This is a genomic window from bacterium (assembly GCA_022616075.1).
Lineage (GTDB): Bacteria > Acidobacteriota > HRBIN11 > JAKEFK01 > JAKEFK01 > JAKEFK01.
On the sequence record JAKEFK010000136.1, the window covers coordinates 1 to 13,355 of the forward strand.

At 49.9% G+C, this 13,355-nt stretch carries 10 protein-coding genes; 4 read left to right on the top strand and 6 right to left on the bottom strand.

What is annotated here, in order from left to right; genetic code table 11:
• Positions 1-234 precede the first annotated feature (234 nt).
• The 3 genes from L0156_10995 to amrA are packed head-to-tail and all read left to right on the top strand — an operon-like array spanning position 235 to position 2,156.
• Positions 235-1,248: a glycosyltransferase family 2 protein gene (locus tag L0156_10995; GenBank protein ID MCI0603524.1), complete on the top strand. Its 1,014-nt coding sequence runs from the start codon at positions 235-237 to the stop codon at positions 1,246-1,248.
• Between the two features lie 3 nt (positions 1,249-1,251).
• Positions 1,252-1,608 carry a hypothetical protein gene (locus tag L0156_11000; GenBank protein MCI0603525.1) on the top strand — a complete coding sequence of 119 codons (357 nt, stop codon included), beginning with the start codon at positions 1,252-1,254 and terminating at the stop codon, positions 1,606-1,608.
• Positions 1,609-1,613: 5 nt separating this feature from the next.
• Positions 1,614-2,156 carry an AmmeMemoRadiSam system protein A gene (gene amrA, locus L0156_11005; protein MCI0603526.1) on the top strand — a complete coding sequence of 181 codons (543 nt, stop codon included), beginning with the start codon at positions 1,614-1,616 and terminating at the stop codon, positions 2,154-2,156.
• A 74-nt stretch (positions 2,157-2,230) separates the two neighbouring features.
• Here amrA and solA read toward each other — a convergent pair whose 3' ends face one another.
• Complete coding sequence (gene solA, locus L0156_11010; protein MCI0603527.1) at positions 2,231-3,361, bottom strand: N-methyl-L-tryptophan oxidase; 1,131 nt, start codon at positions 3,359-3,361, stop codon at positions 2,231-2,233.
• The gene (gene asd / locus L0156_11015; protein MCI0603528.1) at positions 3,345-4,397 is read right to left on the bottom strand and encodes an aspartate-semialdehyde dehydrogenase; all 1,053 of its coding nucleotides are present in this window, start codon (positions 4,395-4,397) and stop codon (positions 3,345-3,347) included. The genes solA and asd overlap by 17 nt, the downstream gene beginning before the upstream one ends.
• 65 nt (positions 4,398-4,462) lie before the next feature.
• On the opposite strand from asd, the gene L0156_11020 reads away from it, so the two are divergent.
• Positions 4,463-6,835 carry an ATP-binding protein gene (locus L0156_11020; protein MCI0603529.1) on the top strand — a complete coding sequence of 791 codons (2,373 nt, stop codon included), beginning with the start codon at positions 4,463-4,465 and terminating at the stop codon, positions 6,833-6,835.
• 5 nt (positions 6,836-6,840) lie between these two features.
• Here L0156_11020 and L0156_11025 read toward each other — a convergent pair whose 3' ends face one another.
• From L0156_11025 to asnB, 4 genes are all read right to left on the bottom strand, one after another.
• Positions 6,841-7,101 carry a GlsB/YeaQ/YmgE family stress response membrane protein gene (locus tag L0156_11025; protein ID MCI0603530.1) on the bottom strand — a complete coding sequence of 87 codons (261 nt, stop codon included), beginning with the start codon at positions 7,099-7,101 and terminating at the stop codon, positions 6,841-6,843.
• Positions 7,102-7,175: 74 nt separating this feature from the next.
• Positions 7,176-7,871 (bottom strand): DUF72 domain-containing protein, encoded by a 696-nt coding sequence (locus tag L0156_11030; protein ID MCI0603531.1) that lies wholly within the window; start codon positions 7,869-7,871, stop codon positions 7,176-7,178.
• 91 nt (positions 7,872-7,962) lie between these two features.
• The gene (locus tag L0156_11035; protein MCI0603532.1) at positions 7,963-10,401 is read right to left on the bottom strand and encodes a TonB-dependent receptor; all 2,439 of its coding nucleotides are present in this window, start codon (positions 10,399-10,401) and stop codon (positions 7,963-7,965) included.
• A gap of 35 nt (positions 10,402-10,436) precedes the next feature.
• Entirely contained in the window at positions 10,437-12,323 is a 1,887-nt protein-coding gene (asnB, locus tag L0156_11040; GenBank protein ID MCI0603533.1) for an asparagine synthase (glutamine-hydrolyzing), read from the bottom strand.
• Positions 12,324-13,355 lie beyond the last annotated feature (1,032 nt).

Here is a 13,355-nt window from a genome sequence, read left to right on the forward strand (position 1 = left end):
CAGACTTCTGCGGTTCGGAGTTCCTTGTTCGATATTCGGACTTCTCTCCGCTATCATTTTGGTTGTCGGCTATGCCGCGTTAGGTAAGAAGGGGGATGTGGAGATAGTGGAGATAAGGAGATGAAAAAAATAAAAAAAATTATCTCCGTATCCCTTTTATCTCCCTATCTCCTTTCTTACACTCCAAACCTGCGGTTGCGGGTAGGACGCTATTTGCTATAAACTGTTCTGTTTATGATTGAGCAACATCTTGACCTCTCGATTGTGGTTCCCGTATACAACGAAGAGGAAAACATACCGGATTTGATGAGCTCGATTACCGCTGCGATGCACGGTTTTACGGAGAGCTACGAGATCGTTCTGGTGGATGACGGAAGCACCGACAACTCTTTCGTTCTTCTAAAGAGCCTGGCGCAACGGGATCCGCACATTCGATTGATCCGGTTTGGGATCAACTACGGGCAGACCGCGGCGCTGGCAGCCGGGTTTCATCATGCAAAAGGGAAGGTGATTGTTACGATGGATGCGGATCTGCAAAATGATCCGACCGATATTCCTTTGCTGATGGAAAAAATACAGGAAGGTTATGACGTGGTCAGCGGTTGGCGCAAAGAACGCCATGATCATTTCTGGTCTCGCAGGCTGCCGTCGGTTGCTGCAAACCTCGTCATCTCCAAAATCACAGGCCTGAAATTGCGTGATTATGGCTGCACTCTGAAAGCTTACAGGCGCGAAATCATCCGTCACATCGAGCTCTACGGTGAAATGCATCGATTCATTCCGGCACTGGCACGCTGGGCAGGCGCAACCGTCACAGAGATCGTTGTGAAACATCATCCGCGCACAAAGGGCAAATCTAAATACGGACTCTCCCGCACAGTGCGCGTCATGTTGGATCTTTTCGTCGTGAAATTCTTAATGACTTATTCAACCCAACCGATTCAAATCTTTGGCGGTCTAGGGCTCCTTTGTCTTTTTCTTTCCTTTCTTACATTCGCGGTTGTCCTCGGTTTGCGCCTCTTTGCCGGAGTCGATATGAGCGGCAATCCGTTGTTGTATGCATCTTTTACTGGAATCATGTTGTCGGTTATGCTGCTGTTGATGGGTTTGAATGCCGAGTTGCAGGCGCGCACGTATCACGAGTCGCAGCGGAAGCCGATTTACGTGGTTCGCGAGATTGTGCATTATCCGGAAATCGCATCTTTAACAGAAATCGACGCAGATCAGTTTCCCATGGCCCGAAACTGACAAATGATTCTGTTCCTCTCTTCCTCATTCCTCAGCCGTATTCGAATCCAGTGGAAACCTGATTTAAAAGGATTTTTGGTAGGAAACCGGAATCTCTTCTTTTTTTATCCGGAAATGATTCTGGAGTCGGCGGAGATCAGTCCAGCAGCGGTGGAATCTTATCTTGCGTCGCATGGTCAGGAGGCATGGCAGCTGCTCGGTTTTCTTTCGCCTGAAGAATTGCCCCTTTTTCCGGGATATGCCGAACTCAATACGAGCGGTGTGTCAGATCCTAGTCAATGGACCGCAAAAGTGCATTTGCCGGGGGATCAAGGACCGGACCGGAGAAATCTGGAAATTCGGATTTCAGGAGAGTCATAAAGATTGTGTTTGATTCTTCCCAAAAGACTATTCTGCTAAAACTGGCGCGCGATGCAATCCGGACCTATTTGGAAACCCAGAAAGAAATTGCTCCATCTGTTGAAGAATTCTTGAAAGAGCCCGGTGCCGCCTTTGTCACGTTAAAAATTGACGAAGAACTCCGCGGCTGCATCGGTTCAACCGATGGATCGGAACCACTGGGAAAGACTGTCATTCATTGCGCGATCTCAGCCGCATTTCGTGATCCCCGATTCCCGCCCCTCAGTGTCGAAGAATATCCATTCGTGGATCTGGAGATCTCGGTGCTTTCTGCATTTCGACGGGTTGCAAATCCTGAAGAAGTGATTGCCGGCACTCATGGAATCATGCTCACACGCGACTACCACCGCGGTCTGTTGCTTCCGCAGGTCGCTGTTGAATACGATTGGGACCGCGACACGTTCCTGAGTTTTACTTGCAGAAAAGCCGGCTTAGAACCTGATGCATGGAAAGATCCCGATACCATCATTGAAATCTTCACCGCCGAAGTCTTCGGCGAGAAAGACTAACCGCCAAGACGCCAAGTCGCCAAGAATTCAATTAATTTGATTTAAGAACCTGGCGTTCTTGGCGCCTTGGCGGTTCAATTAAAAAAACGGGATAGCTGGAATTTTTGAACTGGATGATCGGTGGTTCCTTTTTGAACGAGGTCGGACAGAATTTCGGCGACCACAGGCGCGAATTTGAATCCATGGCCTGAAAAACCTGCCGCGATGGCTACGTTCTTGTTCTCCGGATGCAGATCAATCAGGAAATCTTCGTCGGGTGTGAGTGTGTAAAGGCAGATCTTCCCTTCTAATACATTCGAAGTAACGCCGCGCAAGTGCCTCAGCGCGAAATCTCGAGCGTCTTTAGCATCGCCAGAGTGGAACTCACGATCCACGTAATCCGGATCCACTGCCGGACCCGCATCATGGTGATTTGCAATTTTCAAACCGGGGTGTTTGTGAATGGGAAAACCGTAAAGCAGGCCCACCGGCGTATCAGTTAGAAAGATCGGAAACTTTCCCACTTCAAAGTTTTCGGGGTTTTGAGTCTGCAGCCAGACCAGCGCTTTCCGTTTGATCGTAAGCGGTAAATGCAGATCTCGAAGCAGTTTCTGATTCCACGCGCCTGCGCAGACAACCATTTTGCCGGCTTCATAATCACCTTTATCGGTGTGGATCCGGATCGCAGAGGCGCAATCAAAGGAGAGCACCTGCTCATTTTCGTGAATCCTGGCGCCAAGCGATTTCGCAGCGTTTGCATAAGCGGCTATGCAATCATCCACCATTAGAAAACCCATGTTGGGATCGAAACACGCATGCCAGTTATCCGGAATGTTGAACTGCGGCCACCGCCGCAGGACTTCCGTTGCATTGAGATGTTCATAGGGTAAAGAATGAGTACGGCAGGCGAGCAGAGCTTGATCCACCACGGTACCCTCTACCGGACCCAGATCCATTCCGCCGGTGCGTATCAACAATGGTCTGGCTGTGATTTTTTCCAGCTCAAGCCAGAGCTCATCGGACCGCAAAACGAGCGGCACATAATCCGGAGATTCGTGATAGGCATGCCGGATGATTCTGGTTGACCCGCTATGGCTTCCCATTTCATGGACCACGCGAAAACGTTCGAACGCAACGACTTTCAATCCGGATTTCGAAAGGAAATAAGCAGCCGCACTTCCCATCGTGCCGGTGCCAAGAATCGCGACGTCAAATGTCGAGATCATGCGGAAAGATTCTTTTCTTTACGATCAATTCTGCATTCAGTATGGCTCCGCCGGCTGCCCCGCGAATTGTGTTGTGGCTAAGAAGCACAAACTTGTAGTCGAATAAACTGCAGGGACGCAACCTGCCAATTGTCACAGCCATTCCCTTTTCCACGTTACGATGCAAACGTGGCTGAGGCGAATCTTTTTCAGGAAGGTAATGAATTGGTCTTTCCGGCGCCGATGGCAGCTTCAGCTCCTGAGGTTCGCCTGAAAAGTCATTCCATTCTCGAATGATTTCCTGTTCAGAAATCGTTCGCGAGAGCTTCACAGATACGCATTCTGTATGACCGTCAAAAACGGAAACGCGATTGCACTGCGCGCTGATCTTAAGATCCAGATTGCGGATGGATCCGTTCTTGTATCTCCCCAGGATCTTCAAGGGTTCTGTTTCGACCTTTTTCTCTTCACCGGAAATGAACGGGATCACATTGTCCAGAATAGACAGGCTGGAAACACCGGGAAATCCCGCACCGGACAGGGCCTGCATCGTGACAACATGAACTGCTTCCAATCCAAAACAATCCAGCAAAGGTTTCAACGCAAGGACAAGTCCCGTGGCAGAGCAGTTGGGATTGGTGAGGATCGCTCCTTTATAAGTTTGTCTCTCCAAAAGTTGTAAATGGTCACTGTTGATCTCTGAAACAAGCAAGGGGACATCCGGATCCATGCGGTGATTCCTGGAATTGGAAAGCACATAATATCCGGCATCGGCAAAAGTGATTTCCAATTCACCGGCAACACTGGAATCCAAACCGGAAAAGACAATCCGGCACGGAAGATCCGGCTCGCAGTTTCGGATTTGCATGTTCGCGATGTTTGAAGCAAGGGGCGTTTGTTGTATCCATGGGACGGAATCTGCGTACCGTTTGCCGGCAGAACGCTCCGATGCCGCCAGCGCGCTAATCTCAAACCAGGGGTGATCCTGCAGCAACTCAACAAATTTCTGGCCCACGCTTCCAGTTGCGCCTAGAATTCCAACAGGTATCCGTTTCATAGATTTATAATAACTCGGATAAATAGAGTTAAAAATTTGGCGTCTTGGCGCCTTGGCGGTTCGAAATGCAGGATTATGAAAAATTAGGTGTTTTTTATCTCGGTCGCGAGTACGATCTCGAAACAGGCAAACGAACGGACAATCCAGTCCTGTACGATTCCAGGGACCTGGTGACGCATGCGGTTTGCGTTGGAATGACGGGAAGCGGAAAGACGGGACTTTGCATTTGTCTGTTGGAAGAAGCAGCCATCGATCATATTCCTTCTATTGTAATAGATCCCAAAGGGGATCTTGCGAATCTGCTCTTAACATTTCCCGATTTAACGACAGAGGAGTTTTCGCCCTGGATCAACGAAGAAGAAGCGGCGCAGAAGGGGATAACCGCGGAAGCACTCGCGGCAAAGCAGGCGCAGTTATGGAGAAATGGTCTGGCGGAGTGGGATCAAGACGCTGAGAGAATCCGGAAACTCAAAGAATCTTGCGATTTCACCGTTTACACGCCTGGCAGCAACGCCGGAACTCCTGTTTCGATCTTGAAATCTTTTGCAGCACCAGCGCGTGAAATCCAGGAAGACTCCGAGCTTGTACGCGACAAAATCACAACAACAGCGACAAGCTTGTTAAGCCTGCTTGGCATGGATGCGAATCCGTTGACCAGCCGCGAGCATATTCTGCTCTCGACGATTTTCGATCTTGGCTGGAAGCAGGGAGACCTGGACCTTCCGGAAATCATTCACCAAATTCAGACGCCCCCCGTTACGAAAATCGGTGTCATCGACCTCGAGTCCTTTTTTCCGGCAAAGGAGCGATTTGCATTTGCCCTGTCGATCAATCATTTGCTTGCTGCGCCCGGTTTTGACGTCTGGTTTCAAGGGGAACCCCTGAATGTTGAAAGTTTGCTGTTCACATCCGATGGCAAACCACGCGTATCGATTTTTTCAATTGCTCACTTGAACGATGCCGAGCAGATGTTCTTCGTCACTCTTCTGTTGACGCAAGTGCTCGGATGGGTGCGCACACAACCAGGGACCAGCAGCCTTCGGGCCATACTTTACATGGATGAGATCTTCGGCTATTTTCCACCCGTGGCGAATCCTCCTTCCAAGCAACCGGTCCTGACTTTGCTCAAGCAGGCGCGGGCGTTTGGATTGGGAGTTGTCCTTGCGACGCAGAATCCCGTTGATCTTGATTACAAAGGTTTGGCAAATGCAGGAACATGGTTTATCGGGCGATTGCAAACAGAACGGGATAAGGCAAGGTTACTGGAAGGTCTCGAAGGGGTCGCTGCTGGCGGACAATTGTTCGACCGGGCCGGGATGGAACAGGTGCTTGCGGGACTTAGCACCAGAATTTTCTTGATGAAGAACGTCCATGAACAGGAACCGGTGCTGTTCGAATCGCGTTGGGCTTTGTCTTATCTTGCGGGTCCACTCACGCGCGCGCAAATTCAAAAGTTAAAAAAACCTTTAAGGGCGCAAACTGTCGAGGTTGTGGCAGCGCCAGCCAGTCCGTCTTCAACGGTTGCGGCGGCTGCAGAACGTCCGGTCCTTCCACCTGAAGTCACGCAGTACTTCTTGCCGATCAGAGGCTCCGATGCTGCCGTCTATGCTCCAAAGCTTTGGGGCAGCGCAAAAATCTTCTACGCGGACGCAAAAGTTGGAATCGCGGCGGAACAGGAAATCTCCTTGCTGAATGATTTCAACGCAGATTGGGACAACTCCGAACGGATGGATGTAGCTGAAGGGGATCTCGATAAATTTCCTCCGCTGGATGCGGCTTACGCTGATCTACCACCGGAGGCTGCATCACCAAAAAGCTACGCTGTATGGAAGCGCTCGTTTGCTGATTGGCTATTTCGTACGCAGAGTCTGAAGTTGTTCAAGAGTAATCTGCTGGGGCAGATTTCCAGACCTTCTGAAACCGAAAAGGACTTTAGAATCCGTTTGCAGCAAGCAGCGCGCGAAGAAAGAGATCGCCAGATTGAAAAACTCCGGCAGAAATACTCGGCTCGGATTGCTTCGCTGCAGGATCGAATTCGTCGCGCCGAGCAAACTGTCGAACGTGAAAAGCAGCAGGCGCAGCAGCAAAAAGTTCAAACAGCAATTTCCTTTGGTACCACAGTTCTCGGCGCTCTGTTCGGGCGCAAGAAACTTAGTACTTCTACGTTAGGAAGGGCAACTACTGCGGCTCGCGGCATGGGCCGGTCGATGAAAGAAACTCAGGACATTGCCAGAGCCGAGGAGTCGGTAATGGTCCTGCAGAAGCAGCTGGCCGATCTGGAAGAACAATTGAAAATAGAAGCTCGCGAGCTGGAAACGCGTATCGATCCGCAAACCGAAACTTTTCAGACCGTTGAAATGCGTCCGAAGAAAATAAACATCTCCGTGAAGAATGTTGCGCTCGCCTGGGTTCCGCAGCAATCGGACAAAAACGCTTAAAAAAATTACCTGCGGAGGATACGGACGAGAATTAGCACGAGGATCGCGCCGGCCAATGACACGAGAAAGCCGGGATGCGCGTATTTTCCCGGAGCCGGCGCACCCCAGATTGCCCGGCTGATCATACCCCCGACAAATCCACCCGCGACTCCAATCAGCGATGTCGCCAGACATCCCATCGGATCTCTCCCAGGAAGAAGAAACCGCGCGACTAACCCAACAAGCAACCCAATGATCAAAGCTCCAATCAGATCCCAAAATCCCATTTCGTCTCCTAGTGCCAGTGAGTAATGAGTGATGAGTCCCGGTTAGCTGGTCTCATTGCTTCTGACTGTGGCACTTATTGAAATATTGTCTCCCTCAACTGTTTTGCAAGAACCGGAGCCTTTTCATCGTGCTTGAGGTAACAATAAACCTCTACTGATTGAGCTTTGATCCAATCAGCCCATACCTGTAATTCTTCTTTCGTATAGTCTCCTTTCCGCAGACGCATATAAACAAAGTCTGCAGTGATTTCCCGAATTGCTTCCTGCTCCTCCGCCTCCACAACTCCCCACGCGCAATTGTGGTTCCGCAAAATGGTGTATACTTCCACGTCCATCCAGGATGCGTGACGAAATTCAAAAGCCAAACGGGCTTTCTTCGCATAAGCAGCAACAAACTCTTCTAATGCCGCTGTATTTTTCCGGAAATAGGGAGGAAGTTGCACCAGGATTGTTCCCAGTTTTTCATTCAGCTGGGAAGCAACATCCAGAAAGAAATCCATCTCTTCGTTCACGTTTTGCAATTTCTTCATGTGCGTGATTCTTTGATTCAGTTTTAATGTGAAAGAAAATTCTGCTGGAACTTCGTTATACCAGCCCTCGACCGTCTTTGTGTTTGGCGTTCTGTAGAAACTGTTGTTGACTTCGGTGGTCGGAAACTGGTTCGCGTAGAAGGAAAGATACTTTTTTGAAGGTAGATCCTCCGGATAAAAGGAGCCTTTCCATTCCGGATAGGAGAAACCGGACGTGCCGATCCAAATCTTGGGAGTCATGATTCATTCACCACGGAGTTACGGAGAACACGGAGTTAGAATAAACTTTTTTAAGTCTCCGTGCTCTCCGTGACTCCGTGGTGAAATTTAATTAGAAGTTGAACATCACTTCTGCGAACCAGGAACGCTGGATGATATCGCCGAATATGTGTTGCTGAACTCTGTCATCAAAAATGTTGTTGACCTTCAACGCTGTTGTGATGCGGCCGTCGAGCCAGCGAACTCCGAAGGATCCGCTCACCGTTGTGAAGGCTTCGGTCGGACCGTGAAATACGGAGGAAAGCACATCCGTCCAGAATGCTTCACTGGTGTAATTCAAAGCGGCGCTTGCCAGATAACGCCCGCTGTTGTAATTCATTCCTGCGTTGAAACGGTGTTTCGGCGGGAAAATCAACTCCGAATCAGGATATCGTAGCTGATCGGAATCCGGATCCAGAATTTTGGGATCGCCCTGCCACGAATAATTTGCAAAAACGGAAACATTATCTGTAACGATGCTATCCACACCCAGCTCAAATCCGTGCTGGCGTAGCGGTCCAATATTCAAATAAGTAAAGCCGGAAGGGAAAGGACCGCCTTGTGAAGCGGAAACAATGTCAAATAGAAACGCCGGCAATCCGTTGGCTGCCCAGAGCGGAGGCAGGTTTGCGGAAGAATAGACGCCGGTGGGCACAAAGTTAATATTGTCGTCTGAGTCATTGATGTAAAAGCTGGCGCTCACCGAAGTGCGGCCGCCGAACTCTCCTGTGTAGCCGATCTCGTAAGCGGTCAGGGATTCCTCTTTCAAATCGGGATTACCGAATGCCGGAACGATGATCGGGAAAACAGGAACCGGAATCCCGAACGGACGAAGATCCACTGCGGCAAAAATGATTGCCGTATCCAGGAAGTTGTTAATCGCAGAAGGTGAACGAAACGCGCGGTTGAATGATGCGCGGATGGCTTGTGAAGGAGACGGTTTGAACATGAAAGTGATGCGCGGAGAAAATACAGGATCCTCAATTACGCTGAATTTATCGACTCTTGCTCCCAGAACGAGACGAAACTTATCGGTGAAGAATTCATCCTGGATATAACCGCCAACCTCATTCCGGTCTTCAGCTTCCTGAGCTAGTTCAAGCTCAAAATTATTTCGTCTGTAATTTCCCCCAAAACTCAAAATGTGTTTGTCGCGAATCAGCATCGAATGCGCAGTTTCAATGTCGTAGGTTTGTGTTTTGAATGTGAAGGACAAGAATTGGCCATTCGCTCCACGGGTCAGCAAGTTGGCGGAATCTGCATCCAGAATGTTGGTGAAGAAGTTGAGTTTGAAATCGCCGAGGCTGTAATTGACTTTGCCGTAAAACACAAAGGAGCCGCTATCGATGTCAAAGGGCCCGATGCCGGTATGCACGATCCCCTCTGTTCCTGCGTACCCTGCAGAATAGGAAAGCCTGGTTTCTTCATCGACTTCTTGATCCAACCGGAAATCAATTTTTGGCTGGCTTGTGCCGCGGTTTTCATAGGCCACGCGCGCGTAAGGAGCTCCGCCCGTTTGCGAACTAATTCCAGGACATCCATCCTGCTCTATGTTTGGCAAACACACGGGAACTGTTCCTGCAGGCCGCGCTAAGGCATCCTGAGTGAAATAGCCCGCTGAAATTTTATAAGACCAGGTGTCGTCAACCGCTTGAGCGAACCGGACGTTGGTTCCAAAGGATGTGCCCGTATCCAGCTGCTCGCCATCATCTACATCGCGATCGAAAGCGCCACCGCTCACAAGAATCTGAAACCCCGGTGTTTCCCGGGGTGTTTTCGTTATGATGTTCACAACACCTGTCTGGGCGTTGGCTCCCCACACCGCCGAAGCCGGACCACGTATCACTTCGATTTGTTTGATTTCGCTAAAATTGACCGGCAAGAAGTCCCATGCAATGAAACCAAAGAAATCCAGATAGATCGAACGCCCATCGAGCAGTGCAAGTTGCGAAGTAGCAAGCGTAGAAGAGGCCTGACGGCTGGTCATGTTGATGTCACGAGCTGAAGTCTGCACGACATTCAGTCCCGGCACCGATCGCAGCAAGTCGGCATAATTTTGCGCCGGCGTGCTTTCGATCGTTTCACTGGTTACAACGCTCATCGTGGCCGGAGCATTGATCAAAGGAGTTTCCACTTTCGAAGCTGTCACTACCATCAGTTCTGTCAGCCCGCCCGGTCTCATCACAAACGAAACGTTATTATCACCTGCACTAACGGCGACATCCATCTGCGTGATCGTAACGAAGCCTGACAATTCTGCTGAAACATCGTAGTTCCCGGCAGCCAGGCCACCGATTACAAATCTTCCCTCAGCATCGGTGTATGCGTTTTTAGTTACGCCGCCACCCGCTGCCGTAACGATGACTCCTGGAAGAGGCAATCCATCCGAGTCCTTCACATCACCGTTGAGAGTTCCTTCTTGCGCTTGTGCGGGAACCGCAAGAGCCAGAAGGAGAATTGCGAATAGAAATGCAAAACTTTTTATCGTGTAAGAATGTGTCGCTTGCCGCATCGTACCCCTCCTAAGTTGTCCTTATCTTAACACGCCTATAGAACCAAAGAAGATGCTCGGCGGTCCACGAAAATCTGGTGCCACAACTCCAGGACCAGGAGCGCATACAACTGATATGTGTGATCAAACAACCCGGAACAATGTCTGTGAATCATTTTCTCGACGGTATTTCTCTTAAAGTAACCTCTTTCAACCGCAGCCCGGCTTAAGAGAATATCCTCTGTCATCGACCTTAGTTCTTTGCGAAACCACATTCGTAAGGGAACTCCGAAACCGGTTTTCGGTCGCTGTATAAATTCGTCGGGCATTTTCCCTCGAAGATAAGATTTCAACAGATACTTGGTAACGCCTTTTTGGATCTTTAGGGAGACGGGAAGAGAAGCGGCAAATTCCATCAATTCCTGATCCAGAAAGGGAGAGCGCACTTCCAGCGAACAAGCCATCGAAGCAATATCTGCTTTTACCAGCAGGTCATCCGGCAAATAGGTTTCTGTATCCAGGGCCATGAGATTCTGCGGAAAGGGCACTCCCTTAAATTGCTTCATTTTGCGCGTAAGCCACTCGAGAGTGCTGAGCTCACTGGTTTGTTCTTGAAAAGAGGAAGTAAAAAGGCCCTGTTTTTCCTGTTCATTAAAGTAGCAAATTTTCTGAAAGTAGATTGGCGGAAGATTCAGGAATTTTTCCTCCAGAAATTTCCGGAGTCTCCAGACTACTCGCATATTCATCGGAATTTTGCTGATTGCGTTCGCGAGTACCGAAGGGACAGAATCTTTCGAGGACACAGAGGATTGCGGAAAAACGTACCGTGGATAACCTCCAAAAAGCTCATCACCGCCGTCTCCTGACAGGGCAACGGTCACAAATTCACGGGTCATGCGGGAAAGATAGTAAAGCGGTATGGCTGAAGAATCTGCGAATGGTTCCGAGTAATGCCACACAAGCCTGGGAATGATTTCGGCGTGATCCGTTTTTACTGTGAACTCCTGGTGTTTCGTTCCGAACTTTTCCGAGACGTCTCTGGCAAAGGGCGCTTCGTTGAATTCTTCCTCTTCGAACGAAATATTGAAAGTTTTGACCCGGTCACCGGCTGTCGCGGTCATCATCGAAACGACCGCCGTGGAATCGACGCCACCACTCAGAAAAGCGCCGAGTGGAACATCGGAAATCAAACGCAGAGAGACAGCCTCGCCAAACAATTGCTCGAACCGTTTCAGCGCCTCCTGTTCGGTCCATTCCCGCTGATTGTAGTCCAGCTGCCAGTAGCGCTGGATGCGGACCTTGCCATTTTTTAGGAGTCCGAAGTGGGCGGGTGGAAGCTTGAATACTTTTTTGAAAATCGTGGTAGGGGAAGGAATATACTGCAAACTCAAATAGTGATAGATCGATTCGGGGTCGATTTCAAAATGGAAATCTTCATGAATCAGAAGCGCTCGCAGTTCGGAGGCGAAGATAAAATTATTGTTTTGAACCGAATAGAAAAGTGGCTTTTTCCCCACGCGATCGCGGGCAAAAAATAGTTGTTCTTTGCCGGCGTCCCATATGGCAAATGCGAACATCCCTCTCAGGTAGCGGAGGCAATCTTCTTCAAACTTTTCATACAGACGAAGGACAACTTCGGTATCGCTGTTGCTTGTAAAACGGATTTCGGATGCGAACCGTTTCTTGATTTCCAGAAAATTGTAGATTTCACCGTTGAAAACCAGGATCTTCCGCCCATCTTCGCTCAATACCGGTTGATTTCCGGAAGGGGAAAGATCGATGATGCTCAGCCTGCGGTAACCGAGCGCAGCGCTCGAATCATTCCACATACCGCCATGATCCGGTCCTCGATGCTCGATCAGACGCATCATCTGCTCTACGGAATTGCGGAGTGTATTCTGGTCCCCGTTTTCGCGATTGATGCGCCCGCAAATCCCACACATGGCTCCAACATAGCATATAATCGAAGTAGCGTAGGCGTCCCGCCTGCGGAGTGTAGCGCAGGCGTCCCGCCGGCGAAGAGTAGCGCGGGCGTCCCGCCGGCGAAGAGTAGCGCAGGCGTCCCGCCGGCGTCAGAGTAGCGCGGGCGTCCCGCCGGCGTCAGAGTAGCGCGGGCGTCCCGCCGGCGTCAGAGTAGCGCGGGCGTCCCGCCGGCGTCAGAGTAGCGCGGGCGTCCCGCCGGCGAAGGTTTTAGTGGGGGGTTGGATGTAGATTTCACAAAGGAGTCTATGTCCATGTTATTTCGATACCGTAACCTTCCACATCTGGAGATTCAATCAGGTACATATTTTGTTACCTTTCGTATAGCTGGATCCGTCCCTCGAAATGTAATTGAAAGCTGGAGATTTGAGAGAGAAGATGTTCAACGAAATGCTATTTGCAACAAGCGTCCGCTTTCCGATCACGAAAATAAAAGGCTTAAGTATTTGTATTCGGAAAAAATCGAGAGGTATATGGATCAAGGCTATGGAGATTGTTGGTTAAGGAATCCCCAAATAACACAGCTTGTTATCGATGCCTTGAGATATTTCGATGGCGAGCGTTACAATTTGCACGCATGGTGTGTTATGCCAAACCATGTTCACGTTGTATTCACGGCGGTTTCTACAGGCAACGAGCTCGTGTCGGATCTATCTAAGATTCTGCATTCCTGGAAGTCTTTCACCTCCCATGGCGCGAACAGAATCCTGGGCAGGTCAGGGCAATTTTGGCAAGGTGAGTCTTATGATCATCTGATCCGGGGCGATGAGGATTTCTGGCACTGTATCGATTACACTCTTGAAAACCCTGTGAAAGCGGGGCTGTGCAAGTATTGGTATGGATGGCCAGGGACTGGATGCAGTCAAAGAATTAAGGAACTTTTGGAGAATTGATCGCAGGCGGTGCTCCCACGCTACTTTGCTCACGCAGGCGGTGCTCCCGCGCTACTTTGCTCACGCAGGCGGGACGCCCGCGCTACTTTGCTCACGCAGGCG

What these genes read in the sequence shown, in the direction of transcription:
- L0156_10995 (MCI0603524.1), top strand. Translation starts at nt 235, where the DNA reads ATGATTGAGCAACATCTTGACCTCTCGATTGTGGTTCCCGTATACAAC.
- L0156_11000 (MCI0603525.1), top strand. Translation starts at nt 1,252, where the DNA reads ATGATTCTGTTCCTCTCTTCCTCATTCCTCAGCCGTATTCGAATCCAG.
- solA (MCI0603527.1), bottom strand. Translation starts at nt 3,361, where the DNA reads ATGATCTCGACATTTGACGTCGCGATTCTTGGCACCGGCACGATGGGA.
- asd (MCI0603528.1), bottom strand. Translation starts at nt 4,397, where the DNA reads ATGAAACGGATACCTGTTGGAATTCTAGGCGCAACTGGAAGCGTGGGC.
- L0156_11020 (MCI0603529.1), top strand. Translation starts at nt 4,463, where the DNA reads ATGCAGGATTATGAAAAATTAGGTGTTTTTTATCTCGGTCGCGAGTAC.
- L0156_11025 (MCI0603530.1), bottom strand. Translation starts at nt 7,101, where the DNA reads ATGGGATTTTGGGATCTGATTGGAGCTTTGATCATTGGGTTGCTTGTT.
- L0156_11030 (MCI0603531.1), bottom strand. Translation starts at nt 7,871, where the DNA reads ATGACTCCCAAGATTTGGATCGGCACGTCCGGTTTCTCCTATCCGGAA.
- L0156_11035 (MCI0603532.1), bottom strand. Translation starts at nt 10,401, where the DNA reads ATGCGGCAAGCGACACATTCTTACACGATAAAAAGTTTTGCATTTCTA.
- asnB (MCI0603533.1), bottom strand. Translation starts at nt 12,323, where the DNA reads ATGTGTGGGATTTGCGGGCGCATCAATCGCGAAAACGGGGACCAGAAT.